This window comes from Microbulbifer mixtoriginis (SeqCode) (assembly GCF_052466865.1).
On the sequence record NZ_CP174293.1, the window covers coordinates 2,602,326 to 2,627,154 of the forward strand.

Sequence of the window (24,829 nt, forward strand, 5' to 3'; positions counted from 1 at the left end):
GGTCCTCAGAATGAAATCGCAACACAGAGTGAACTGCTCTAAAAGACTTACCGGAAGGCCCCCTAAGGCCGAATTTTCTTTTACGGCGAGCGGTGCCAAGCAGCGGCAATCCTCAAGTCCCGCAGAGTCATTCTGAATTAGTTCAGAGGCCTTTTAAATGCGTACTGCTTCAACGTGGCTTAACGGTCACGCCCGAGGGCTCAATTAATGGGATTGGTTACCGATTATTTATATCTAAGACATATGTATTGATATTGAAGGTAAGCATCTAGGCGAGAGTTAATTGCGGTTCAGGTCAACCTTTTCTGCTTAATACTGCTCATTATTCCCGGTAAAAATGTTGCACTGAATCGATCTACTGGCTCCCTAGTGCTTTTCCATGGAGTTGTAGGATGAAGGTTGAATTTGCAACGTCGCGTTCACAAGAAATCTATGAGATGGCTGACCTAGCGGTAATAGGTGTAAGTCCTTTCAACAGCTACTTTTCCGAGGGGCAGATTGCTCGGCTTGCAAAGTGGGCGCAAAGTCACTTTAAGCGAGTCATGTTTTTTATTCCCGATAATGCTGCTGAATATACACAGATCGCACTTGGCTATGAGGAAGAGAAGGCGAGAAAAAGAGCTCGACGACAGTGCCACTATCTGCATAACAAGGTCTATCGCGCTTCGGGCTCGTGTGCAGTAGACAGTGAATTGGTTGACTCCGAGTGGTTGAAACAATCTGAGCTCTATTCTCGCTGGCTCTATCAGTTTGAGCAGGAGTTTCACTTGAATGATGGTTTCCGCGAGGGTTGCTTGGAGGCTAGTAGATGGGTGCTGGAGCATCATCTTGCAGAAGAAGAAGTTACTGTCGAGATGGTTTCAATAGCGGTGAGATATCTTTTGGCGGAGTTGCCGGTGATTTTGCATTCTGCAGATATCGTGGGTACAGATTCCTCATGTTTCTGCTATCACAGCTGTCCCAGATATTTAGATGACCTTTTTCACGAGAGTGGCCAAGAGGCTGCGGGAGAGAGAAATGGTTATGTGATTGTGAGAAATGACGGTGAGTAATAGTAGACGCTGTGGCCTGCGAATGTGGTGTGAAAGGACACATTTAAGCTATAAAATACATTAATAAATATATGTAACACATTGATATATATGTGTTTTATAGAACTTAATGTAAATTCTAACTTTCAGAGGGCGAGTGAAGCAAAAGCACCGCTCGCCTTTGGTTCATTGGGTTAATTTGGTAGTTGCTTGGTCATTATGATGTGGTCGATATTGTAACCGTGCTTAGTGACAGCCAATTCAAGCAGCTCATCTACAATGGCCTCATCCAGTTGTGGAGTTCGACTTAGAAGATAAAGGCTGCTGCGATCGGGGTCGCCCACGAGGGACCATTGATATGCTGGGTCTAGCTCTAGAACCCAGTAGTTACCATTGGTTTTCCCATCGAAGAATGAAACCGCAAGTTTGCTATTTGTATCATCTAGAGGGGTAGCGGTACCTTGCACGCTGATGGGAAAACCGTACTTCGGGTGTAGGATTCGACAAAAGTTGAAAACACTGAGTGTGCCATCATCGTTGAGACCATAGTCTGCCGTGACTGCTGTACAGGCAGGCTGGAAGATCTGTGGCAGTCGGGCTATTTCATACCACTTGCCAACGTACTGATAGACGTCCACGTAGGGGACCGTCTCAAGCTCAGATTCATTATCAGCCCAAGAGAGCTGCCCTCCAAAAGCCAATAGAAGAACCCCCAAACCTTTTACCAAACCCTTCATATTCACATTTCCTTGTCATTGGATTGAATCACTTTCCACCGTACCAATTGTGCGATGGCAAACTCTTTACGGAAGGTAAGCTGGAACGGATTAACCAATTGTCCGTTTGGGGCAAAGTTTCACAATAACTTCAAGAATGGCCAGGAGTGCCCGCTGAATTTAGGCCAATCGATTGACAAAAAAGGCAATCTTGACTAACTGCCTATCCATTAGCGCAGTAACAAGGGAGCAACAGTGAGCAAAACGCCATCACTATCGGCCGTAGTTACATTGACATGGGCGGTTAGCTGGAGAGCAATCCTTCTCAACCTTCCAATTTACATGCCGTTTTCCTTTCTACATAAACTGGGCTATGAGTTTCCAATCTGGCTTGGTACCTTCTTTGTATCGTGGGTGGGTTTTTGTCTTATGTTCTTGCATTTTGGTGGCTCTTCTCGCGAGGTTACGGCGCCCCAAATCTCCGGAAATTGAAAATAGTTGAATAAAAAAACAGCAACAAGCAAGTAGCAAACGAGATAGATTGAGGTTGTTTTTCCGGCATCGTCGCAAATTCATTGCGGCAACTAGGGCTGATAACTACTCCAATCATGCCAAACCAATAAGCAGGCCATCCTATGTCACAGGAAATTCCCGTTGATGTACTGATCCTAGGAGGTGGTATTCAGGGGGTAACCCTGATGAGAGAGTTGATACCAGAGTACTCGGTGGTACTGGTCGACGATGAGTTCGGTGACGCCGAGTCTCTACATTTCCACGGTTATTTCTCTTCCGGCTGGAATGCGGCTAACCCCCAATCTGCTGAAATTTACCGATGTGCCGCGCAGCGCTGGCACAAAGAACTTGCAACTAGCGGCGTGAATAGTCGCATAACAGATTTCCATGCAGCACTGACTCCGGACTTTCTAAACACTGTTGAAGATAACTGGGCCAGAGCGGCTATTCCCTTTGAGGAAGTTGAGTTGCCCGAGATCTTTGATCCGGATAATTTGCCATCAAATCGCAGGTTCAGATTTCCTGATGATCTTATTTTTGATGGAGCTGCAGCCTATCGCAGTGTGAGCGAACCTTTGAGGAAGCAAATCTATCGTGGGAGGTTGGCCTCGTTTCAGCTTGGGGGGGCAGGGATTGAGCAAGTAACTCTGGATATGGATGGTCGCTCGTGTGAGTTAAAACCAGAGCTGGTGATTTCTGCCTGTGGTGCGGGGAATGCTGAAGTAATTCGGCACTTGGGTGTGGCAGAGGAGCAGATACAAAATGCCCAGTTAGTAAGGCCTCTGCATATGCTCTTAGCCCGCGGCCCCAATATCCCGCCAGTTTCAGCTTTGTTGATCGACTTGGTGGTGATGTACCACCCGCTGGAGGATGGGGAAGGGCTCTGGATTCTTACGCTTAACCCAGAAGTTCCCAAGTTCAAGGCGGGTGTTGTCGATATGTGTATCCCGCCAGAAATAGAGAATGATCTACTTTGTGCATCTTTTGAGCGCCTTTCCAGCGCGATGGTGGCTTTTGAGGCTTGGGCGCAGGGCTGCCAGTGGTCGGTATATGCAGGCTGGAAAACAGATGCACCGGGACCAGATGGTGATCTATTAGTGCACTTGGATTATCCCACTCCATACCAACTGGATGATTATGGCGTAAAAAATTTTCTCGCAGTGTGGCCAAACCATTGGGGATTAGCTGCTAATGTCGCCGATGATGCTGGAAACTGGGTGCGTTCCAAGCTCAATAGCCGTCACCCCCAGCCGGGCGCTAATAGTGGATTATCTCCAGGTTCGGGGGTTGGCCATCCCATAGAAAATAAGTGGCTGAGCGACAAGCTCAACTGGCTGTGCTGGGAAGATTTCGCTCGAAAAGTAGGCTATCACCGTTAACTTTAACCTCTTCGGGTTAATCAATTTGATTGGTTTCTGTTCGCTGTGGATATAAATACATCGCTCTAAGAAACAAAATAAACGTCATGCAATGAAACTGTTGCTTGCAACGGTGAGTTTTTTCTGTATCTTAAAAACAAAATGTAACCGGTTACATTTTGCTGCAAGGGTCCGTGAAAGAAGAAGTGGACCAATAGCGAGGCAAGATACTTGGCCGGATAGAGACTCAAAATAATAAGAACCTGGTTGCCAGAGGCAGCTATACGGGAAGTGGTATGGGAAAAAAAATAAGAATGGGCATGGTCGGTGGTGGAGAGGGTGCCTTTATTGGTGCTATCCATCGTATGGCAGCTTCCCTCGACGGTGAGATAGCGCTGGTGGCGGGATGTTTTAGCAGCAATCCCGAGCGTGGCCGTAGCAGTGGAGAGAAGTTGGGCCTCAACCCAGAGCGCGTTTACCAGAATTATGAGCAGATGTTCCTGGAGGAATCCCAGCGTCCTGTTGATGAGCGCATAGAGTTTGTCTCTGTGGTAACTCCCAATGATTTACATCTACCAGTTTCTATTGCCGCACTGCGAGCGGGGTTTCATGTTCTCTCTGATAAGCCAGCCGCTTGCACACTTGAGGAAACCCTTGCGCTCAAAAACGAGGTCGTACGGAGCGGCCATCTCTATGGTTTGACTCATACCTATGCGGCTTATCCACTTGCGACACAGGCCAGGGCAATCTTAGCCAGGGGAGAGCTAGGGCAAGTTCGCCGGGTAACTGTTGCCTACCCACAAGGCTGGCTGGCATTGGCTGGCGACTCCAGCGGAAGTAAACAAGCCAGTTGGCGGACAGATCCCACACGCTCGGGGGAAAGTGGCTGTTTTGCCGACATTGGTACTCATGCTCATCACTTGGTCGAATTCTTTACCGATCAGCGTATCACTGAGGTCTGTGCGGATTTGCAATCAGTAGTCGACCAAAGGGCTCTGGATGATGATGGTGCGGCGCTATTTAAATTAGATCAGGGTGCGCGCGGCACCCTGACAGCCAGCCAAGTCTGTGGTGGGGAAGGGAATAACCTGAATATCAGCGTTTATTGCGAACATGGCTCGCTGTTCTGGGAGCAGGAATCTCCCAATCAATTGCAGTTAAAACGCAGGGGGCAGCCAGTGGCCCTCTTGAAGGCTGGTGCAGACTGTGGATACCTGGATGACGAGGTCCGAGCTCTTTGTCGAACCCCGCAGGGGCATCCTGAAGGTTATATAGAGGCCTTTGCGAATATTTACCGCGACTTTGCTGCCCAGGTTAGATGCCGCCGGCAAGAACAACCCATTAAAGAAAGTTCTGTCGTGGGGGATATTGATGCGGGTGTCCGTGCTATGGCATTTGTGCGCGGTGCATTGGAAAGCAGCCGTGCGAGTTCTTCTTGGGTGGCGCTGTCGCCATATTGGGAATAAGCAGCTAAATCGTATTGATTCATTTTCAAATAATTTTGGAACCTCTGGCAGGGTGGAAGTCCGGCAGTTAGTACGGCACAGGGAGGTGTCGATGTCGGCCCAGTGCCAGTCCGCTTTTGGAAAGACTGCATTTTGCTTTTCAAAAGAAGCAAGCTGATCACCCAGGAAGGATTGATTGGTTGCAGAGGTAAATAAGTACAGCAGTAAAAAGGATAAGAATAAATGAAGGCACCCAGAATTCAGGGGCCCGGGATATTTCTCGCCCAGTTCCTCCCTCCGAGCGACCAACCGGCTTCACTGGAGTCTATGGCCTGCTGGGCATCGGATCTGGGTTATAAAGGCATTCAGGTTCCCACTTGGGACAAGCGCATCTTTGATCTGGAATTAGCCAGCAGTAGCCAGGCTTACTGTGACGATGTTTTGGGAATCTGTGAGAAGGCGGGAGTTGAAATCTCAGAACTGTCCACGCATTTGCAGGGCCAGCTGGTTGCAGCGCATCCAGCATATAAAGAGATGCTGGATATTTTTTCCCCAGAGAAAGTGCGAGGCAACTTGCCAGCCCGCGCTGAATGGGCGAGTAATCAACTGATGTTGGCTGCTCGTGCCAGTGCCAATCTAAAGCTTAAGTCGCACGCTACATTTTCTGGCGCACTACTTTGGCATACTTTTTATCCCTGGCCCCAACGCCCCGCAATGTTGGTGGAAGAGGGCTTTCGCGAATTGGGTCGGCTGTGGCGCCCTATATTGGATGCGTTTGACAGTGCTGGAGTTGATGTTTGTTATGAGCTTCACCCCGGTGAAGATCTGCACGACGGGTTGACCTTTGAACGTTTCCTCTACGAAGTGGAGGACCACCCAAGAGCGAATATCCTCTATGACCCCAGCCACCTGCTTTTGCAGCAGATGGACTACCTGGCTTTTATTGATATCTATCACGAGCGAATCAAGGCGTTTCACGTGAAAGATGCTGAATTCCATCCGAGTGGTAGGGCCGGAGTTTATGGCGGTTATGCCCCTTGGATTGATAGACCTGGCCGTTTCCGTTCCCTGGGCGATGGTCAAGTGGACTTCCGCGGGATTTTCAGCCGCTTAACCCAATACGGTTACGACCGCTGGGCGGTACTCGAATGGGAGTGTTGCATTAAGGATCAACAACAGGGGGCCAGTGAGGGGGCACCATTTATTCGCGATCACCTGATTACCGTGGCAGGCAAGGCTTTTGATGATTTTGCTGGTGCAGAAACAGATCGCGCGCGAAATCGTCGGATTTTAGGATTGGATTAAATTTTTCCAAACCAAGTGAATAACCAATAACAATAAATCATGCGGAGACTGGATAAATGAGTACGATGATAACGCCCCAGAACAAGAGAATATTCTTGGTGGGTAATCTCTCCATTTTTATGATTGGCTTGGGCATGGCTGTGCGGACGGTGATAGCCACTAACTTGCAGGAAGATATCTATAACCATATAGACCTAGCTAACTCCACCACTATGCTCGGTGAAGCAATTGGTATTACCTTTGCTGGATTTGCTTTCACACTTCTATTTGGAAGCGCACTTGTGGACTTGGTCGGTATCAAGCGAATGCTGATGCTCTCATCTATAGGTTATGTAGTGGGCAGTTTGCTTATTATTGCGGCATCTATGGTGACTCCAGGGGAGGGGGTGGAGAATCTGGTACTAGCTGGCCTGTTACTGACAGGCTTGGGCTGGGGTGCCGTGGAGGCAGCCAGTAATCCTATGGTTGCTGCAGTCGACCCAGAAAATAAAACGCAACGTTTAAACGTACTACATGCCTGGTGGCCTGCGGGCATTGTGGTTGGAGGATTACTGGGGTTGTCAATCTCTGCCCTCGAGCTTCCCTGGCAGTTGAACCTTGTCGTGTTGGCACTGCCGGCTGTTGTTATGGCTTGGCTTGTGGTTAAAACAGATTTCCCAGTTACTGAACGGGTTTCTTCCGGTATCAGTTATGGCGAAATGTTTAAAGAGGTATTCAAGCAGCCGATGTTTATCCTGCTGTGGGTGTGTATGTGGCTGACCGCCGCAACCGAGTTGGCCCCTGGGCAGTGGGTAGACCTGACCCTGTCACGCGTTGTTGGCATGAAGGGTATTCTTATTCTTGTTTATGTCAGCATGTTGATGTTTGTGATGCGCCACTTTGCCGGACGGCTGGCAAAGAAACTGTCTCCTATTGGACTTCTATGGTTAAGCAGTCTCCTTGCCGCAATTGGGCTCTATTGCCTGGGTATGGCGAGAACGCCAGTAACTGCATTTTTGGCAGCGACTGTCTGGGGCATTGGTGTTTGTTATATGTGGCCCACTATGCTGGCCACAGTTTCCGAGCGTTTTGTGCGCGGTGGGGCATTGTTTCTGGGATTGCTGGGTTTTGCCGGTGGTATGTCTATTCAATTTGTTCTGCCAAAGCTTGGCGCTATTTTTGACAATGCCAAGATTGAGGCAGCGGGGGGCTTGGAAGCCTTTGAAAAGCTGAGTGGGGATGAGTTAGATGCGGTATTAGCCACCGCTTCTGTTGAGTCATTCCAGTCATTGGCAGTAGTTCCACTTATCCTGCTCCCCATTTTTGCCTTTATTTGGCTTTGGGATCGAAGGCAAGCAGCCAGCAAATCAGAAGCAGCCGTTTCAGTGGGAAATCCATAGATGGTATCCATCTGTGCGAAAATAACCCGCTTCTAACAGGTAATTAGCAGGAAATTATGTCAAACATTCGCGAAGTTGCACGCCGCTCCGGCGTATCGGTCGCGACCGTATCCCGAGCATTGAAAGATCCACAGATGGTCTCTCCGCGAACCAGAGAGCGGGTGCTAAAGGCTGTAGAGGAGGCGGGCTACCGGCCGAACCTCCTTGCGCGGAACTTCAGTTCGGGCAAGTCATACGCAGTGATGGTTTTGGTTCCCAATATAGCTAATCCATTTTTTTCCCGGGTCATTCGCGGGATTGAGAAAGCTGCTCAGGATCAAGGCTATTCGGTGCTGCTGGGGGACACAAAAGGGGATTCCAGCAATGAGCAATTTTATGCAGGTATGGCGCTAACCAATCAAGCGGATGGTGTTATCCAGCTTGGTAGTCGCTATCCGTTTGCAGAGAAGGACGCAAACCTGGCTGCATCTGTTCCTTTAGTGAATGCCTGTGAGCGTATAGTAGAAGATGATCGTTATCCGGTGGTGGAATTGGATAACCATGGTGCGGCCCAGGAAGTTGCGCGGCACTTGATGAAGATGGGACACCGTCGCATCGGGGTTATTACCGGGCCCTCGCAGAGCCCTATAGTGCGAGACAGGCTGTCCGGATTTTCCGAGGCGCTAAAAAAACGTGGGTTAGAGCTTGATTCTGAAATGGTCGTTCATGGGGAATTCACGATGACCTCTGGGCAGAAAGGCGCAGAGACTTTGCTATCGACCCCTCATCGGCCGACTGCCATTTTTTGTATGAACGATGAGATGGCAATTGGTGCTGTGCACCAAGTGAAGAGAATGGGCCTCAGGGTGCCGGAAGATGTGTCTGTTACAGGGTTCGATAACATTGAATTCTCACAATTCACAGATCCGCCTTTGACTACGATCAACCAGCCCGCAGAGGAGTTAGGCCGTTACGCAATGGAAACGCTGCGATTGATCATCGATGGCAAGCCATTGAAATCCAGCCGGACTATTTTGCCATTTGAGCTGGTGGAACGGGAGAGCACAGCCCCTTGTTCGGACAAGTGAGAGCCGCAGATTCCCATGGACTGTTGCCCTAAGAAGAGCGGCATTGATTAGATAACAGCGTTAGGTGTGGAGATAATAATGATGAAAAACCTTACTAAAGCCAAATCCAAACTATCCGTAGCGATTGCAACAGCAGTGATGCTGGGTGCTGCAGGTTGCGAGCGGGTGCCCGTGTCGAATGCTCAGCAAGTGGACGGAGAGTGGCGTTACCTGTTTGATGGAGAAACGTTACGAGGCTGGACTGGCACAAATGGCTCGCAAATTGGAGAGGCCTGGCAGGTTGTTAATGGCAATCTGGTCTTAACTGCCGGGGGTGCTGGGGACCTGGTAACAGCTGAACAATTCGAGGATTTTGAATTGCAGCTGGAGTGGAAAATTTCTGAGGGTGGCAACAGTGGCATTATTTATCGTGTCGCTGATGGAGATGCGCCAGTTTGGATGAGTGGCATGGAATACCAGGTGTTGGACAATGCTGCGTTTCCCAATCTGGAAAAGCCAAGCCACAGCGCCGGCTCAGTGTTTGATATGTATGCGCCCAGTGAAGAGAGTGTCAAACCTGCGGGGCAGTTTAACCAAACTCGTATACGCGTAGAGAACGGAAAGGTCGAACATTGGTTGAACGGCAACAAGATTGTTAGCTACGAGCTTTGGTCAGAGGATTGGGGCAAGCGTTTGGCGGGCAGCAAGTTCTCAAATTATCCAGATTTCGCACGCTCTGAAAGCGGCTATATCGCTTTGCAGGATCATGGTGACAAAGTCTGGTATCGCAATATAAAAATCCGGGAGCTATAAGCTCATGGGTATTTCAGGAATCAGTCTCTGGCAAATCCTGATAGTACTGGTGCTTGCAGTTTTACTGTTTGGCAGCGGCAAGATTCGTCGTATGGGAGAAGACCTGGGGGGAGCAATCAGTGGCTTTCGCCGCTCTTTAAAGGATAACGGAGAAGAAGGCTTCTCTGCAGAATCTCCCTCAAAATCTGCTGCTGAGATTTCCCAAATAGGAGGGCGGCAATGACTATCAATAGAAGGCGGTTTTTGGCAAATAGTGCAAGGTTGGCAGCTTTGGGGCTTGCTGCTCCCCTTATTGGGTTCAGTCGTCTTAGCCACAGCGCGGCAAGTGAGCGCTTTTTTAAAATCTCATTAGCCCAGTGGTCCCTGCATCGGCAACTGCGAAGTGGAGCTCTTAAGGTTCTGGACTTTCCAGTAAAAACACGCAAAGTCTTTGGCATTGAAGCGGTTGAGTATGTCAATCAGTTCTTTAAGGATCAGGCAAAGGACTTGAAGTTTCTCGCTGCAATGAAGGCTAGAGCAGAAGACCATAATGTTCGCAGTCTGTTGATTATGGTTGATGGCGAAGGCGACCTAGGCGACCCCGATAAAGGCAAGAGAAAGCAGGCCATAGAGAACCATTACAAATGGGTCGAAGCGGCTAAGTACCTCAATTGTCACTCTGTGCGTGTCAATGCCGCAGGGCAGGGGAGTCGCGAAGAAGTCGGCAAGGCTGCTGTTGAGGGGCTGCGCGCGCTTTCGGAATTCGCCCAGGATTTCAATATTAACGTGATTGTTGAGAACCATGGTGGCTATTCATCGAGCGGGGAGTGGTTGTCACAGGTCCTTCAGCGTGTAGATATGTCCAACTGTGGCAGCTTGCCGGATTTTGGAAACTTCGGAGATTACGATCGCTATTTGGGGGTTCAGCAACTGATGCCGTTCGCCCAGGGTGTTAGTGCCAAAAGCTTTGAGTTCGATTCAGCGGGAATTGAAATCAATACGGATTTTGCTCGGATGTTACGGATAATTCGCGATGCGGGTTATCGAGGCTATATCGGCATTGAGTTTGAAGGGCCGGGAGATGAGGACCATGGAATCCTGGCAACTAAGCAGCTGCTTGAGCAGCTTGGCAGGAAGGTGGAGCTGCCCGCGCAACTAAATGAAAAAGATTGATAAAATTTAGTTTCGCATGTAACCGGTTACATATTTTTAATTTCTTCATACGTAAAAATATGTACTTTAATGTCTGTTTTCTTTAAGAAATCAGACTCCAACGCTAAAAATATTAAATCTAGACTTTATAAGCGCCGAAAAAAGCAGAAAAATTTTCCAAAAATGTAACCGGTTACAGGAAAATATTTCCAGCTGATAGAATTTATCCGGTCAGAAGAAAAATAAATGATCATGTAGGAGAGATGTTATGGCGAGTGAAGATATCGAGAATAAAGAGTACGACGCCTTAATAGTCGGCTCTGGTGCTGGGGGCGGCATGGCTGCCTATGTACTGGCCACAGCCGGTTTAAAGGTACTGCTGCTTGAAGCGGGACGATCCTACGACCCGGTCAAAGAAACCCCTATGTTTAACTTGCCCAAAGACGCACCCCTGCGCGGTGGTAGTACGCCAGAAAAACCGTTCGGTTTTTACGATGCGACAGTGGATGGTGGCTGGCAGGTACCAGGCGAGCCCTATACCCAGGGATCTCAAGAGAAAGGTCGACGTTTTGACTGGTGGCGAGCGCGTATGCTGGGTGGCCGCACGAACCATTGGGGGCGTATTTCCCTGCGTATGGGTGAATACGACTTTAAGCCCTACTCAAGGGATGGGCTCGGCTTTGACTGGCCCATCAGCTACCAAGACCTGGCACCCTACTACGATAAAACCGAGATGCTTATTGGTGTCTACGGCACCAATGAGGGATTGGAAAATACTCCGGACTCTTCCGACGGCGTATTATTGCCGCCCCCTAACCCCCGTGCTTATGAACTGTTAGCGAAAAAAGCTTGTGATAAGCTGGGTATCCCCGTGATCCCCTCACACTTGGCGATTCTCAGTGAGCGCCTCGACCATGAAAATATTCCGCAGAAACTGTTCCCCGATAACAAGCTTGCCCAGGATGTAACCCGCGAATCGATGAAATCCCGCGCAGCCTGTTTTTGGGCCACACCCTGTGGTCGCGGTTGTTCCATCAAGGCAAATTTCCAGTCCACCACAGTACTACTGCCTCCTGCGTTGGCTACAGGCAACCTAGACATCATCACTGACGCGATGGTGCGCGAAGTTACCGTTGATAAGAAAGGCAAAGCCAACGGGGTTGTTTACATTGATAAAGATACCCGTCAGGAAAAGTTTGCCAGTGCCCGCGCCGTTGTCGTCGCGGCCAGTGCCGCCGAGACATCGCGTATTCTTCTCAATTCAAAAAGTACCTTATTCCCAGACGGTCTCGCCAACGGCAGTGGTGTTGTAGGTAAATACCTGATGGATACTGTGGGTGCCGGAGTCGGTGGCCAAATTCCAGCCCTGGAAAATATGCCCGCCCACAACGAAGACGGCGCGTCGGCAATGCATATGTATATGCCCTGGTGGCTATATAAAGAGCAGTTGCGCGGAGACCTGAATTTTGCGCGCGGTTATCACATTGAATTCGGTGGTGGCCGCAGTATGCCTGGAGCAGGCGCCTTCGGTGGTATGGGTGACTTTACCGAAGGTGCCTATGGTAAAGATTTGAAAAAGGCCTGCCGACGCTATTACGGCTCCTTTGTTTGGTTCGATGGTCGTGGGGAAATGATCCCTAATGATGATAGTTACTGTGAAATTGACAAGAATCAAGTTGACCAGTGGGGTATCCCGGTTCTGAAATTCCACTGGAAGTGGAGCGACCAGGAGCTCAATCAGGCTGCCCACATGCATAAAACCTTTGCCGAAATTATCGAGGGTATGGGCGGCAATGTGACCACAACGGTACAGACCGATGGTGCCAAGGCCATTATCAACGGTGGTGCGATTATTCATGAAGTTGGCACCGCGCGAATGGGCTCCAACCCGAAAGACTCTGTGCTCAACCCTTACTGCCAGTCTTGGGAGGTTCCGAACCTCTTTTTAACCGACGGCGCTCCCTTTGTTTCCAATGCCGATAAAAACCCAACCCTGACCATTATGGCGCTGGCTTGGCGTACCTGTGACTACATCGTGGAACAGTTTAAAAAGAGGAACATTTGATATGAGCAAGGATAAAACAAACCTGAGCCGCCGTACTGCCCTGCGTTTGATTGCTACTACTGCGGCTGCGGTCCCAGTAATCGGTTGTTCTGAGAAAGCAGCACCAAAAGTTGAGTTGAAGGAAGATAAAGCAGCTACAAAACCAGCGGTTAAGAATCTTGACGCACCTAAACAAACTTTAGCCAGGGGTACACCAACAGATCCTGATCTGCTTAACCCCGTCGTACCATGGGAAATGCAATTAGATGCGCGTGAGTTGGCGGTACTCGCAGCACTTTGCGATGTGATTATACCTGCAGATGAAATTTCACCGAGCGCTTCTTCAGTAGGTGCACACCATTACATCAATGAATATGTCAGCGCACCTTATTCCAACAATAAGGCGGACCTTGTCACTATTCGCGGAGGGGTGGTCTGGCTAGATGGAGAGTCCAGGCGCAGGTACCAAGGCCCATTTGTTGAGCTGAATGAATCTAAAAAAAATGCAATCTGCGAGGACATCAAATGGACTCGTAACGCGAAGCCAGAATTCCAAGCCGGTGCACGTTTCTTTGCCAAGGTAAGAGTTCTTGTATCTACCGCATTCTACACCACCGAGGAAGGCATGGCGGATATTGGCTACGTAGGTAATAGGCCTATGGCCAGCTTCCCTGGCGCACCGCCTGAAGTATTAAAACGACTCGGCTTAGAAAGCTGATAACCGTGTAAGGCAACCCCCTGGGAAAGGGGTTGCCTATAAAAGTAAGCCAGGGATGGATAGATCTGAAACCGGGCTTATTCCGAAAACTTGGTATGAGGGTATGCCGAGTTTAGAGGGTGCACGGAAGGCTCAAAAATTATAATAAAAGTGATGCTTAGCTATGAAAGAGAAAACCCAAAAAGAAAACCGCAGGGCGGAGTTACTTCGCACATCCGCCAGTGCACTAGTGTTATGCAGTGTCGTCGGCATGGCACAGGCGCAAAATACAGAGGAAGCCCAAAAAGAAAACTTGGCTCTTGAAGAAGTAGAGGTATTGGGCATTCGACAGAGCATGGAGAAAAACCTCGATGTAAAGCGTTTTTCCAATGCGGTGGTGGACTCAATTACCGCTGAAGATATTGGCAAGTTCCCAGATAAAAACGTAGCCGATGCCTTACAGAGGGTGCCAGGAGTCTCTATCGTACGTAGTGGTGGTGAAGGTGCGGAAGTGAGTATCCGCGGTACTGCTCCGGAGCTTACCTTTACCCAGCTGAACGGTAACTATATTGCTACTCCGGGCGATGAGCCGTCACGCTCGCTAGATTATTCCTTGTTGCCCGCAACAATGATTGCCCGTACAGATGTTTATAAGAGCCCTGAGGCAAAGCTGGATGAAGGCGGAATCGGTGGTACTGTCATTTTGCATACCCGCAAACCTCTGGACCTGGACGCGGGAGAGGGCATGCTATCGGTTGAAACAACCTACGCGGATGTCACTGAGAAGTATGAGCCACAATACACGGGTTTTTACTCATGGAAAAATGATCAGGAAACCTTTGGTGTATTAGTTGGTTATTCCAAGCAAGACCGTCAGAACCGGGTGATTAGCACCACCACAGAAAACTGGGGATGGCAAGGTGATGAAAAGCCCCATGATGGTGTAGAGGCCAGGGGGGCTATGGTAGATATCGATGGTAATGAGTACCGGGATTTCTATGCCCCCAGAGCCGTAGTGGGTAGCGTTTTTGAAGAGGAGCGTACCCGCGAGGGAATTCAGCTCAGTGCTCAGTGGCGTCCGGTTGAACAACTTGAGCTAGGTGTCAATTATTTTCGCTTTGAGCAGGGTGGCAACTCAGAGAATTACCGTATTGTATTTCCAGAGTGGAACTATGGTGATGCAGTTGCACCCGGCAGCCTTAAATTTGATGAGGATGGCGATACCTTACTCGGTATTGGCATGTTGGACAGAGGCCAGGCCGAATTGCAGTCTCCTCAAGTCGCTGGTGACTACACGCGAGCTGAATATGTGTCAGATACCTTGGATTTTAATGCTATTTACCAAGGAGATGGATATAGCGTGCGATTGGTTGTGGGCAGCACCAGTGCGGAAGGCGGACCTTCGGAGAAATTGTTTGCCTCAGTAAACTCTCGCTATGGCACTGTGACTGACTGGAGCTGGGACCTAAGCAGTGGTACCGCAGAGATTGATACCAGTGCCGATCTGGGAGACCCCAATACTTACCCCTTATACGATTGGTTTTCTTCGCACTGGACCAGTAGTGAAGATGATGAAAACTACTACCAGCTAGATGTATCTATCGATATGGATTACGGCTGGCTGACTTCCCTTGATGTAGGACTTAAATACCGCGACCACGAAATTAACCGACGCATTACTAAACAAGCTTGGGATGATGATAACCCGCCGTGTCCGACTATTAACTGGCCGAATGAAGACGGTAAAGATGGTCTTTGTTATCCCTGGTGGCCGGACGATTCTTTCCACACCGACCCTAATGGCGTTCCGGATACGATTGATATCCTTTCCAGTGGCCCACTCGATAATATTATTGGTGGTGTAAAAGTGCCCAACTTTGCCCACCTGGAGTTTGAGAAGCTAAAAGAGTTTCTCTATGAGACTTATGGTGATCCTACAGTAACCGTAGAACGGGACCAGGACTATCGCATCGGTGAGGAAGTGACTGCGGCCTATGTACAGCAAAATTTTGCTTCTGCCACTTTGCGCGGTAATTTTGGTGTTCGCGCGGTGCAGACCAAGCAATATGCCCGAACCTATGACAATATTGACGGGGTTTTGCAAGATGAGCCCAATATTCGCGATAGCAGTAACACCGATTTTCTGCCAAGCGCCAATATCGCTTGGGATATTAACGATGATTTAGTAATGCGTGCAGCCCTCGCAAGGGTTGTTGCCCGAGTTAATTATGATGACCTCGGTGGCTCTGAATCAATACACGCCCCACTGCCAGGAGCGACCGTAAGAGATGGATTTGCGGGGAACTCCGAATTGGAACCCTACAAAGCGGATCAGTTTGATTTGGGTCTGGAATGGTACTTCGACGATGCTTCCGCAATGGGAGTAACCCTGTTCAGGAAGGATATTGCATCATTCGTCATTAACGGCAGTTCCCTGGTAACCAGGGAAATAGATGGTGACATTTGGAATGTAAATATGTCGATGCCTGTTAATGGCACCGATGCCACCGCTCAGGGTGCCGAGCTGTTTGTGCAATATGCCTTTGATAACGGTTTTGGAGTTTTTGCCAACTATACCTATACGGACACAGAACTGGCCAATCTTGACCTCGAAAGCGGTGAAACAATCAAAACAGAAATTGCGGGTACCTCTAAAGATCAATACAACCTTTCGGTGTACTACGAGAATGACCTTTTCAGTGTGAGAGCCTCTTACAACTATCGCAGCGCCTATGCGGATGGCTATAGCAACGGCGTGAATACGTTTACTGATGAGTATGATCAGCTTGATGTAAATGCTTCTTATAGTTTGATGGAAAACCTAACTCTCACTGCCTCCATTATTAATCTCACCGAAGAGAAGGTGGATAGATATTGGGGGGAAGAAAACAGAGTCTTGGGTTCCTCCTACTCAGGTCGCCGCGCCTATATGGGGCTGACTTACAGCTTCTGATCCCGCCATAACTTCGGCGCACAGATACAGTAATGTCTCTGTGCGCTTTCCACTTGAGACAAATCATTGTGATCAGCAAAAGAAAATTCCTGAAATACTCCTTCCTGGGTACTGCTGGCGCCCTGGCAACCTCTTCAGTGGCAGCTATGGCAAGGCGTTATACGAAGAAGGGAAAAAAGCCCGTAGTCATATCAACCTGGAACCATGGGGGCCCAGCCAATGAGGCAGCTTGGCAGGTTCTCAGCGAAGGTGGCAGGGCTTTGGATGCCGTAGAGGCAGGTGCTCGGGTGCCGGAAGCTGACCCGCAGGTAACCAGTGTTGGCTATGGCGGTTTTCCCGATCGCGATGGTGTAGTGACCCTTGATGCCTGCATTATGGATGACAAACAAAATTGTGGTTCAGTGGCTTTTTTACAGGGTATCAAGCATCCCATCTCGGTTGCGCGAAAGGTGATGGAGGAAACTCCACATGTAATGTTGGTCGGCGAGGGCGCACAGCGTTTTGCCGTTGAACAGGGGTTTGACATTGAGAACCTGTTAACTCCAAAAGCTGAAGCCGCCTGGCGTGAGTGGAAGCGCGAGTCCCGTTACCAGCCGGTAATCAATATAGAAAACCACGATACTATCGGCATCTTAGCCGTGGACCAGGACGGCAACCTCTCAGGTGCCTGCACCACCAGTGGCGCGGCTTTCAAGATGCACGGGCGGGTAGGGGACTCACCGATTATCGGCGCCGGACTCTATGTCGATAATGAAGTGGGTGCGGCTACTGCCACGGGTATGGGCGAGCTAATGATCAAGACTGTCGGTTGCCATCAAGTAGTGGAGCTGATGCGTCATGGCTACACACCGGAGGAAGCCTGTCGTGAGGCGGTGGAGCGTATTGCGCGCAAGCTAGGGGACTATAAGAAGTTCCAGGTGGGTTTCCTGGCTTTAGATAAAGCTGGTAATTACGGTGCTTACTGCATTCACCCAGGCTTTAATTATGCAGTAAGAGATGCGAGCGGTGCACAATTAGTAGATTCGAAAAGTAAACTCGGCTGATTGTCTTCTAGGGGCAAGCAGCAGTTAGTTGACTTGCCCCAATAGGAAGAAAATTCGAATTTGCTCAATACACTGCTCAGTGCAAAGTTCGTGCTTGCTGCCTGTTTAGACGCAGTTCTGGGGAGAAGCGAATCATATCTAGGAGAGCATCAAAATAATGTTCGCCTAAGTCGCCAAGGTCTACAAAGCGAGGAGAAAGAAGCCAGTCTTCCAATACACCAAAAAGGCCTCCGTGAAGCATTTGTTGGGCCAGTTTCAAATCCAAGTCAGCAGGTAATTGACCGACTGATAGTGCAATCTCCAACAATTCTCCCATTCGCTCCAGCCGCTCTGTGCGGCCTTGCTTAATACGGTGAGTGGACTCGCATACTTCACTGATTGGGTCACATGGCAGGAAGATAATCTCCAGTAAGCGCTGCCATTCATCATTACAGGCAATCTCATCGAATAGCCATATCCAGCGGGTACGCAGGGTGCCTAGAGGGTCTCTCTTCAACTCATCATCACCGGCCGCCGCGCAGAGGTCTTCACCGGGCAGGCGCATGCGCTCGGTTAGAGCGTTGAGTAGCCCAACTCTGTCGCGGAAATGGCTATGCAGGGAATCACGAGTGACTCCGGCAAGCTCTGCGACTGCCGTTAGTGAGGCGTGGGTGACGCCAGATTCGTGAAAAACACGAATCGCGGCGTCTAAGATACGCTCTCGGGTGTTAAGTATTTGTTCTTCTCTATATTTAGCCATGGGCAATGCAGCTTCTTCATTATCGTAATCGCCTCATTTGACCGCATATTCACGGCTGTTCGCCGCATGAAAACAAATGAGACTTTAGTGCAAACCCTTGAAAACACTGGGTAAAAGCGCATGTTAGTCGATATTCATGCGCTGATGAATAGTTGATCGGATTTCATCACTACACATAAAATGCGTGGCCACTGGAGTTTGACCTTCCTGTCACCATCTCTTTTTCTCCCGAACTGACCGCAGTATCCAGGCCGTCAGCCCTGATCGAGGTAACCATGCTCAATAAAAAAGCGTTTATCAGTCTTTTGATCACTAGTGCATTGCTTGCCGCTTGTGATGAAAGAACCGCTGCGCCACCGATGCCCGCGCCACAGGTGACTGTGGTTACGCTGGAATCCGAGCCGGTTACGCTTACCAGAGAGCTGCCTGGTCGCACTTCACCTTTCAAGGTGGCGGAAGTTCGTCCACAGGTAAATGGCATCATAAAACAGCAATTGTTCCGTGAAGGTGGGCGTGTCGATGCAAATCAGCCACTTTATCAGCTGGATGACGCCATTTACCAAGCGGATGTGGATAGTGCGCGCGCTAAATTACAGGGGGCAAATGCGGCCATGAATATCGCCCGTCTTAAGGCCGAGCGCACCGCAGGCCTTGTTAGGAGTGGCGCGGTCAGCAAGCAGGAGAATGATGTCGCGGAGGCAGACTTGCAGGAAGCCCGCGCCTCTGTTGCAGCTGCCAGGGCGGAGTTACACCGAGCCGAGATCCAGCTGGACTACGCCCAGATTACCTCGCCGATTACTGGCCGTATTGGTAAATCCAGTGTTACCCAGGGCGCCTTGGTAGCGGCCAATCAGGCCGCAACTTTGGCCACTGTGCAACAGCTGGACCCAATCTATGTGGATGTTACCCAGTCCGCAGCAGAGCTGGTCAGCCTGCGTCGGGCCCTCCAGGCGGGTACATTGGCAGATGCCACAAACCTGCCAGTTAAGATTTTGCTGGAAGATGGCAGTGAGTTTGAACATCAAGGCAAGCTCGAGTTTGCCGAAGCCAGTGTCGATCCCTCTACTGGCAGTGTGTTGCTGCGAGTCGTTGTCCCCAATCCAGACAATATGCTGCTGCCAGGCATGTACGTGCGCGCGATAGTGGGTAGCGGTGTACGGGAAAATGCCATTCTGGTGCCTCAACAAGGTATTGCAAGGGACCCGAAAGGCAATACTTCGGCAATGGTGGTCAATGAAGAGAATATTGTTGCCCAACGCTCTGTTCGGGTCAGTCGCACAGTCGGTAACCGCTGGCTGGTAGAAGAGGGACTGGAGCCCGGTGACCGTGTCGTGGTGGCTGGATTACAGAAAATTCGCCCCGGCGCGCCGGTGCAGCCTAGTGAACGTGAGGATAAACAGGCACCAGCAGCAGCTGGTGACGGCAACGCCGCTACTGAGCAAGGTTCCTGAGGGTAGGGGTTATGGCGAGCTTTTTTATCAACCGGCCCATCTTTGCCTGGGTTCTGGCAATTATCACCATGCTGGCAGGTGCATTGTCTATCAGCAAGTTGGCGGTGGAGCGCTATCCGAATATCGCACCGCCCTCTATTAATATTGAGGCCAGTTACCCTGGCGCCTCCGCCAAAGTGGTGGAAGATTCGGTGACGCAGATTCTGGAGCGGAATATGAAAGGTCTCGATGGCCTTCTCTATATGTCTGCTGTCAGTCAATCCAACGGTGGTGTGTCTGTCTCCCTTACGTTTGAGAATGGTACCGACCCGGATACCGCACAGGTGCAAGTCCAAAACAAGGTACAGCTGGCAATGCCGCTGTTGCCCCAAGAGGTGCAGTTACAAGGGGTCAATGTCAGTAAGTCCCGTGGTGGCTTCTTGATGGTTGCAGGTTTTGTCTCCGAAGACGGCAGTATGAACCGCAACGACATTGCTGATTACATCAACTCAGCGATTGTCGACCCGGTTAGCCGGGTGCCAGGTGTCGGTAATGTGCAGGTGTTCGGCTCCAAATATGCAATGCGTATCTGGCTCGATCCCAACAAGCTGACGACCTATGATTTAACGCCGAATGATGTAGCCGCGGCGGTCCGGGCCCAAAATGCCCAGGTCACAGTGGGCAGCCTTGGTGGCGCACCGGCGGTGCCAGGGCAACAACTCAATGCCTCTATTACCTCCCAGGAGCGCCTGCAAACCCCGCAACAGTTCCGGGAAATCGTGGTACGAGCCAATGATGATGGCTCCATACTACGGCTTGGCGATGTCGCCCGCGTTGAGTTGGGGGCAGAGAATTATGAATTTATCTCCCGCTACAATCGTCAGCCGGCTACCGGTATCGCCATTAACCTGGCCACCGGTGCCAACGCACTGGAAACCGCCGAAGGCGTGAAAGCGAAGCTTAAAGAGCTGGAGCCTTTCTTCCCTCGGGGGCTTACTTCGGTCGTACCATTTGATACCACGCCCTTTGTGGAGGTCTCCATTAAAGGTGTGATCAGCACATTGATTGAAGCAATTGTACTGGTCTTCCTGGTGATGTATCTGTTCCTGCAGAATTTCCGTGCAACCCTGATCCCTACAATCGCAGTACCGGTGGTGCTGTTGGGTACCTTTGCCGTACTCGCAGCACTGGGCTTCTCGGTCAATATGCTCACCATGTTCGCTATGGTATTGGCCATCGGCCTGCTAGTGGACGACGCTATTGTGGTGGTGGAAAACGTAGAACGGGTGATGCGCGAAGAGGGCTTATCGCCAAAGGAAGCCACTAAAAAATCCATGCATCAGATTACCCCGGCATTGATCGGAATTGGTGTCGTGCTGTCGGCGGTGTTTGTGCCAATGGCATTTATGGATGGCGCCACTGGCGTAATTTACCGGCAGTTCTCAGCAACCATTGTTGCTGCCATGGCCTTGTCTGTATTAGTGGCGATTATCCTGACCCCCGCACTATGTGCCACCTTGCTGAAACCACTTTCAAAAGGGGAAAGCCACGGTGAGAAAGGCTTCTTCGGTTGGTTCAATCGCAACTTTGAGCGCGGCAGTCGGCGCTACCAGGGCGGAGTGCAGGGCATCCTAAAACGTAGCGGCCGCTTTATGCTGTTGTTTGTGGCCCTCTCCGCTGTGATGGCCTTCTTATTCCTGCGTTTACCCAGCTCCTTCCTGCCCGATGAAGACCAGGGCGTGCTCTTCTCTATGGTGCAGGCACCCGTGGGTGCGACCCAGGAACGCACCATGGAATCTATCCGCAAAGTGGAAGATCAATTCCTGGATAATGAGCAGGGCACTGTGAAGTCAGTATTTTCGGTGCAGGGCTTTAGCTTTGCCGGTAGCGGCCAGAATACCGGTATCGCCTTTGTGAATATGGAAGACTGGTCTGAGCGGGAAGAAGAATCGCAAAGTGCTGGCGCAGTAGCCATGCGTGCTATGGGCGCTCTGATGCAAATTAAAGATGCCATGGCTTTTGCCTTTGCACCGCCGCCTCTGCCAGAGTTGGGTTCTTCTGGTGGCTTTAACTTTTACTTAAAAGATAACGGCAACCTGGGGCACGAAGCGCTGACCGCTGCCCGCAACCAATTCTTGGGAATGGCCGGGCAAAGCAAATTACTCTCTAACGTACGCCCCAATGGCCAGGAGGACACGCCGCAGTTTCGGGTGAAAATCGACAACGCCAAGGCTGCGGCCCTCGGCTTGTCTATTGCCGATATTAACAGCGCGCTGAGTACCGCTTGGGGTGGTTCCTATATCGATGATTTTATCGATCGCGGCCGGGTCAAGCGGGTTTACATGCAGGCGGATGCTCCATATCGCATGGTGCCGGAAGACTTCCAGCTTTGGTCTGTGCGCAATAATAAAGGCGATATGGTGCCTCTATCTTCCTTTGCCAGTTTTTCCTGGGAGTATGGATCTCCCCGCTTGGAACGCTATAACGGTGTGCCCTCCATGCAGATCAATGGCCAGGCCGCAGCGGGGGTCAGTTCAGGTGAGGCCATGGCAGAAGTGGAGAGCTTGGTAGCGCAATTGCCGGCGGGGGTTGGCATTGAATGGAGCGGTCTTTCCTATCAGGAGCGCGCCGCTGGTGCACAAACACCACTGCTCTATACCCTGTCATTACTGATTGTATTCTTGTGCCTTGCGGCTCTTTATGAGAGCTGGACAGTACCGACTGCCGTATTGTTGATGGCACCGCTCGGTATTCTCGGTGCCGTGCTTGCCAACAGTTTGCGCGGCATGGAGAGGGATATCTACTTCCAGGTGGCTATGCTGACCACTGTCGGCTTGACCAGTAAGAACGCCATTCTGATTGTGGAGTTTGCCAAGCAAAATCTGGAAAATGGAATGGAGCTGGTGCAGGCGACCATGCGCGCAGTCCGTGATCGGCTGCGCCCAATTTTGATGACTTCTTTAGCTTTTGGCTTGGGGGTTCTTCCTCTGGCGATAGCCACTGGTGCAGGTTCCGGCGCACAACGGGCAATTGGAACCGGGGTACTGGGGGGAATGGTTGTGGGCACTCTGCTTGGAATCTTCTTTATACCGCTGTTCTTTGTAGTGGTGCAGAGACTGTTTGGGCATAAAGCTAGCAGTACTGATACTGGGCAGGATCAAGTTCTTGCCAATAAAAAGACAGAAGCTGTGGAAGCTTTGTAAGTCTCAAGCCTGAGAAAAGCCAGGCCGCACTTTCCGGCCTGGCTTTTTTGTATTCGCTCTTTGATAGGGCACACCTTAAATGTAAGTGAACTCAGTATTTCCCAGGCTGGCAGTAGCTTCGGCTATTTTCTTCGCCCCATGCCCAGCTTCCGAGAAATGCGTTCATTTCATAAAATGAACAGAGTAATCCTTGATTCAAAAAAGCGGGATTTTGATACTGAAGCTTTCTTGTATTTTAGAGGCAGGGGCAGGATGGAACACTGCAAGTACGACATTATTGGCGATATCCATGGCCACGCCAGCGCATTGATTGAGTTGCTCGATGTGCTGGGTTATCGGGAAACAAGCAGTGGTTATGCTCACCTTGAGCGAAAGGTCATATTTCTTGGAGATTTTATCGACCGCGGTGAGCACCTGGTGGAGCATCGCAAACTCCTAAAGGTAGTTATGAGCATGGTAAATAATGATCATGCCAAAGCAATTATGGGCAATCACGAGTTTAACGCCCTGGCTTATCATACCGAAGTCAATGGCAAGCCCCTGCGCCCACATACCGATAAAAATACAAAACAGCACCAGGCTTTTTTGAATGAGTACCCGGATAACGATCCAGAAAAATCTCAGGTATTGGATTTCTTCAGATCATTGCCTCTGTGGCTTGATCTTGGTCCTCTGCGTGCGGTACACGCTTGCTGGGACGAAGAGAAAGTTAATTTTTTAGCATCGAGAACCGATAGCGGCAGGTTAACGTCTGAGCTTTTGCTGCAAGCTAGCTCCCCGGGCAGTGATGCCTTCAAAGCGGTGGAAACTTTGCTCAAAGGGTGTGAAATTGAACTGCCTCAAGGAGTGAGTTTTCTGGATAAGGATGGTAATCGCCGCTCTGCTGTCCGCGTTCAATGGTGGAACGCTTCTGCAAAAGCGCTGGGGGAGATAGCGTTACCGCGTGGTGTTGATATCGGTTCCGCCGCTAGCTTGCCTATGCCTAGGGGTATTCCTTATTACCCTAAAGCAGATAAGCCCTGCTTTATCGGTCACTATTGGCTTAAAGGTGTGCCAGCACCTCTAACCGAGAAAGTTGCTTGTCTCGATTATTCCGTGGCGGGTAACGGCAAACTGGTTGCTTATCGTTTTGATGGTGAACAGGTCTTGAGTGAAGACAAGTTTGTGTTTGTGAAGTAGATACCGCCCGCTTGAGTTTCCATTACAGGTTTCTAATGGATAGCTGGCCTGCCTGTAAGCTCCATGCCGAGAATTGCTGACATTGACACATAGTAAGGCCACTTCGCAGAAATTACGCTGTATAAGCCAGGCTTGAGAATAGAGCCTGGCTTTTTTAATTCAGCAATATTCTTCGTTTAAGCAAGTTCAGCAATACGTTCATTTGCCGCAGTGGTGGCTTTCTCTTTTGCCTCTTCACCAGTGGCAAGCCCTTCGGAGTAAACAAACTCAACATCAGTGATGCCCACAAATCCGAGGAATTGCCGCAAAAATGTGCTTTGTGCATGGTTGTCACCGTAGTAGCCCCCCCGAGCAACAAAGATGATCGCTTTTTTATTTTTCAGTAACCCTTCTGGCCCATTTGCCGTGTAGCGGAAGGTGATGCCGGCTCGGGCGATATGGTCAAAATAGGTGTGCAGGGTAGAGGGGATTGTAAAGTTGTACATAGGTACGCCGAGGACCAAGGCATCTGCTGAAGAGATCTCTTCGATCAGTTTGTCTGAAAAATCGACAATCGCCTGCTGATCTGGAGTGCGCTGATCAGCCGGGGTATTGAAGGCCTGGAAGCGATCCAAGGATAAATGGGGTACCGGATCTGCTGCCAGATCACGCTGAACAACTTCGCCCTCCGGATTATTCGCCTTCCAGCGCTCAATATACTTTGCCGCCAACTGGGAGGTCTGGCCACCGGCTTGAAACATGCTGGATTGGATATTGAGCAACTTTGTCATGACGGGTTCCTTATGAATCATTTAACTTGAGCAC

Annotated in this window: 19 protein-coding genes; 16 read left to right on the forward strand and 3 right to left on the reverse strand. The window is 50.1% G+C overall.

What is annotated here, in order from left to right; translation table 11 throughout:
- Positions 1 to 392: 392 nt before the first annotated feature.
- Positions 393 to 1,052 carry a tRNA-dependent cyclodipeptide synthase gene (locus ACJJJA_RS11845; protein ID WP_444904709.1) on the forward strand — a complete coding sequence of 220 codons (660 nt, stop codon included), beginning with the start codon at positions 393 to 395 and terminating at the stop codon, positions 1,050 to 1,052.
- 173 nt (positions 1,053 to 1,225) lie between these two features.
- Here the strand turns inward: ACJJJA_RS11845 and ACJJJA_RS11850 are convergent, their stop codons facing one another.
- Positions 1,226 to 1,768 (reverse strand): lipocalin family protein, encoded by a 543-nt coding sequence (locus ACJJJA_RS11850; protein ID WP_252085870.1) that lies wholly within the window; start codon positions 1,766 to 1,768, stop codon positions 1,226 to 1,228.
- A gap of 614 nt (positions 1,769 to 2,382) precedes the next feature.
- On the opposite strand from ACJJJA_RS11850, the gene ACJJJA_RS11855 reads away from it, so the two are divergent.
- From ACJJJA_RS11855 to ACJJJA_RS11910, 12 genes are all read left to right on the forward strand, one after another.
- Entirely contained in the window at positions 2,383 to 3,639 is a 1,257-nt protein-coding gene (locus ACJJJA_RS11855) for an FAD-dependent oxidoreductase (protein ID WP_444904710.1), read from the forward strand.
- A 275-nt stretch (positions 3,640 to 3,914) separates the two neighbouring features.
- A complete protein-coding gene (locus ACJJJA_RS11860) occupies positions 3,915 to 5,084 on the forward strand; it encodes a Gfo/Idh/MocA family protein (RefSeq protein ID WP_444904711.1) in 1,170 nt (389 codons plus the stop codon).
- 222 nt (positions 5,085 to 5,306) lie between these two features.
- Positions 5,307 to 6,368: a sugar phosphate isomerase/epimerase family protein gene (locus tag ACJJJA_RS11865; protein WP_444904712.1), complete on the forward strand. Its 1,062-nt coding sequence runs from the start codon at positions 5,307 to 5,309 to the stop codon at positions 6,366 to 6,368.
- A gap of 56 nt (positions 6,369 to 6,424) precedes the next feature.
- Positions 6,425 to 7,747, forward strand: a complete 1,323-nt coding sequence (locus ACJJJA_RS11870) for an MFS transporter (protein WP_444904713.1) — start codon at positions 6,425 to 6,427, stop codon at positions 7,745 to 7,747.
- A gap of 56 nt (positions 7,748 to 7,803) precedes the next feature.
- Positions 7,804 to 8,814 carry a LacI family DNA-binding transcriptional regulator gene (locus tag ACJJJA_RS11875; RefSeq protein ID WP_444904714.1) on the forward strand — a complete coding sequence of 337 codons (1,011 nt, stop codon included), beginning with the start codon at positions 7,804 to 7,806 and terminating at the stop codon, positions 8,812 to 8,814.
- Between the two features lie 78 nt (positions 8,815 to 8,892).
- Positions 8,893 to 9,606 (forward strand): 3-keto-disaccharide hydrolase, encoded by a 714-nt coding sequence (locus ACJJJA_RS11880; RefSeq protein ID WP_444904715.1) that lies wholly within the window; start codon positions 8,893 to 8,895, stop codon positions 9,604 to 9,606.
- Between the two features lie 4 nt (positions 9,607 to 9,610).
- A complete protein-coding gene (gene tatA / locus ACJJJA_RS11885) occupies positions 9,611 to 9,829 on the forward strand; it encodes a twin-arginine translocase TatA/TatE family subunit (protein ID WP_444904716.1) in 219 nt (72 codons plus the stop codon).
- Positions 9,826 to 10,758 (forward strand): sugar phosphate isomerase/epimerase family protein, encoded by a 933-nt coding sequence (locus ACJJJA_RS11890; protein WP_444904717.1) that lies wholly within the window; start codon positions 9,826 to 9,828, stop codon positions 10,756 to 10,758. Before tatA ends, ACJJJA_RS11890 begins: the two co-directional genes overlap by 4 nt.
- Before the next feature lie 247 nt (positions 10,759 to 11,005).
- Complete coding sequence (locus ACJJJA_RS11895) at positions 11,006 to 12,802, forward strand: GMC oxidoreductase (RefSeq protein ID WP_444904718.1); 1,797 nt, start codon at positions 11,006 to 11,008, stop codon at positions 12,800 to 12,802.
- A gap of 1 nt (position 12,803) precedes the next feature.
- Entirely contained in the window at positions 12,804 to 13,499 is a 696-nt protein-coding gene (locus ACJJJA_RS11900) for a gluconate 2-dehydrogenase subunit 3 family protein (RefSeq protein ID WP_444904719.1), read from the forward strand.
- 163 nt (positions 13,500 to 13,662) lie between these two features.
- A complete protein-coding gene (locus tag ACJJJA_RS11905; RefSeq protein WP_444886147.1) occupies positions 13,663 to 16,431 on the forward strand; it encodes a TonB-dependent receptor in 2,769 nt (922 codons plus the stop codon).
- 68 nt (positions 16,432 to 16,499) lie between these two features.
- Complete coding sequence (locus tag ACJJJA_RS11910) at positions 16,500 to 17,474, forward strand: isoaspartyl peptidase/L-asparaginase family protein (protein WP_444904720.1); 975 nt, start codon at positions 16,500 to 16,502, stop codon at positions 17,472 to 17,474.
- A 76-nt stretch (positions 17,475 to 17,550) separates the two neighbouring features.
- Here ACJJJA_RS11910 and ACJJJA_RS11915 read toward each other — a convergent pair whose 3' ends face one another.
- On the reverse strand, positions 17,551 to 18,213 hold the full coding sequence (locus tag ACJJJA_RS11915; protein ID WP_252085883.1) for a TetR family transcriptional regulator: 663 nt from the start codon (positions 18,211 to 18,213) through the stop codon (positions 17,551 to 17,553).
- Between the two features lie 275 nt (positions 18,214 to 18,488).
- Here ACJJJA_RS11915 and ACJJJA_RS11920 point away from each other — a divergent pair, with 275 nt between their 5' ends.
- The 3 genes from ACJJJA_RS11920 (at position 18,489) to ACJJJA_RS11930 (ending at position 24,025) form a co-directional block, all read left to right on the forward strand.
- Complete coding sequence (locus ACJJJA_RS11920) at positions 18,489 to 19,664, forward strand: efflux RND transporter periplasmic adaptor subunit (RefSeq protein WP_444904721.1); 1,176 nt, start codon at positions 18,489 to 18,491, stop codon at positions 19,662 to 19,664.
- An 11-nt stretch (positions 19,665 to 19,675) separates the two neighbouring features.
- Positions 19,676 to 22,846, forward strand: a complete 3,171-nt coding sequence (locus ACJJJA_RS11925) for an efflux RND transporter permease subunit (protein ID WP_444904722.1) — start codon at positions 19,676 to 19,678, stop codon at positions 22,844 to 22,846.
- Positions 22,847 to 23,098: 252 nt separating this feature from the next.
- Positions 23,099 to 24,025 (forward strand): metallophosphoesterase, encoded by a 927-nt coding sequence (locus ACJJJA_RS11930; protein ID WP_444904723.1) that lies wholly within the window; start codon positions 23,099 to 23,101, stop codon positions 24,023 to 24,025.
- 176 nt (positions 24,026 to 24,201) lie between these two features.
- On the opposite strand, the gene ACJJJA_RS11935 is transcribed toward ACJJJA_RS11930, so the two are convergent.
- Entirely contained in the window at positions 24,202 to 24,795 is a 594-nt protein-coding gene (locus ACJJJA_RS11935) for an FMN-dependent NADH-azoreductase (protein ID WP_444904724.1), read from the reverse strand.
- Positions 24,796 to 24,829: the final 34 nt, after the last annotated feature.

Bases quoted from the DNA above. Each gene is read 5' to 3' on its own strand.
- tatA (WP_444904716.1), top strand. From the start codon at position 9,611: ATGGGTATTTCAGGAATCAGTCTCTGGCAAATCCTGATAGTACTGGTG.
- ACJJJA_RS11870 (WP_444904713.1), top strand. From the start codon at position 6,425: ATGAGTACGATGATAACGCCCCAGAACAAGAGAATATTCTTGGTGGGT.
- ACJJJA_RS11895 (WP_444904718.1), top strand. From the start codon at position 11,006: ATGGCGAGTGAAGATATCGAGAATAAAGAGTACGACGCCTTAATAGTC.
- ACJJJA_RS11850 (WP_252085870.1), bottom strand. From the start codon at position 1,768: ATGAAGGGTTTGGTAAAAGGTTTGGGGGTTCTTCTATTGGCTTTTGGA.
- ACJJJA_RS11845 (WP_444904709.1), top strand. From the start codon at position 393: ATGAAGGTTGAATTTGCAACGTCGCGTTCACAAGAAATCTATGAGATG.
- ACJJJA_RS11860 (WP_444904711.1), top strand. From the start codon at position 3,915: ATGGGAAAAAAAATAAGAATGGGCATGGTCGGTGGTGGAGAGGGTGCC.
- ACJJJA_RS11915 (WP_252085883.1), bottom strand. From the start codon at position 18,213: ATGGCTAAATATAGAGAAGAACAAATACTTAACACCCGAGAGCGTATC.
- ACJJJA_RS11905 (WP_444886147.1), top strand. From the start codon at position 13,663: ATGAAAGAGAAAACCCAAAAAGAAAACCGCAGGGCGGAGTTACTTCGC.
- ACJJJA_RS11930 (WP_444904723.1), top strand. From the start codon at position 23,099: ATGGAACACTGCAAGTACGACATTATTGGCGATATCCATGGCCACGCC.
- ACJJJA_RS11865 (WP_444904712.1), top strand. From the start codon at position 5,307: ATGAAGGCACCCAGAATTCAGGGGCCCGGGATATTTCTCGCCCAGTTC.
- ACJJJA_RS11875 (WP_444904714.1), top strand. From the start codon at position 7,804: ATGTCAAACATTCGCGAAGTTGCACGCCGCTCCGGCGTATCGGTCGCG.
- ACJJJA_RS11855 (WP_444904710.1), top strand. From the start codon at position 2,383: ATGTCACAGGAAATTCCCGTTGATGTACTGATCCTAGGAGGTGGTATT.
- ACJJJA_RS11920 (WP_444904721.1), top strand. From the start codon at position 18,489: ATGCTCAATAAAAAAGCGTTTATCAGTCTTTTGATCACTAGTGCATTG.
- ACJJJA_RS11925 (WP_444904722.1), top strand. From the start codon at position 19,676: ATGGCGAGCTTTTTTATCAACCGGCCCATCTTTGCCTGGGTTCTGGCA.
- ACJJJA_RS11880 (WP_444904715.1), top strand. From the start codon at position 8,893: ATGATGAAAAACCTTACTAAAGCCAAATCCAAACTATCCGTAGCGATT.
- ACJJJA_RS11890 (WP_444904717.1), top strand. From the start codon at position 9,826: ATGACTATCAATAGAAGGCGGTTTTTGGCAAATAGTGCAAGGTTGGCA.
- ACJJJA_RS11900 (WP_444904719.1), top strand. From the start codon at position 12,804: ATGAGCAAGGATAAAACAAACCTGAGCCGCCGTACTGCCCTGCGTTTG.
- ACJJJA_RS11935 (WP_444904724.1), bottom strand. From the start codon at position 24,795: ATGACAAAGTTGCTCAATATCCAATCCAGCATGTTTCAAGCCGGTGGC.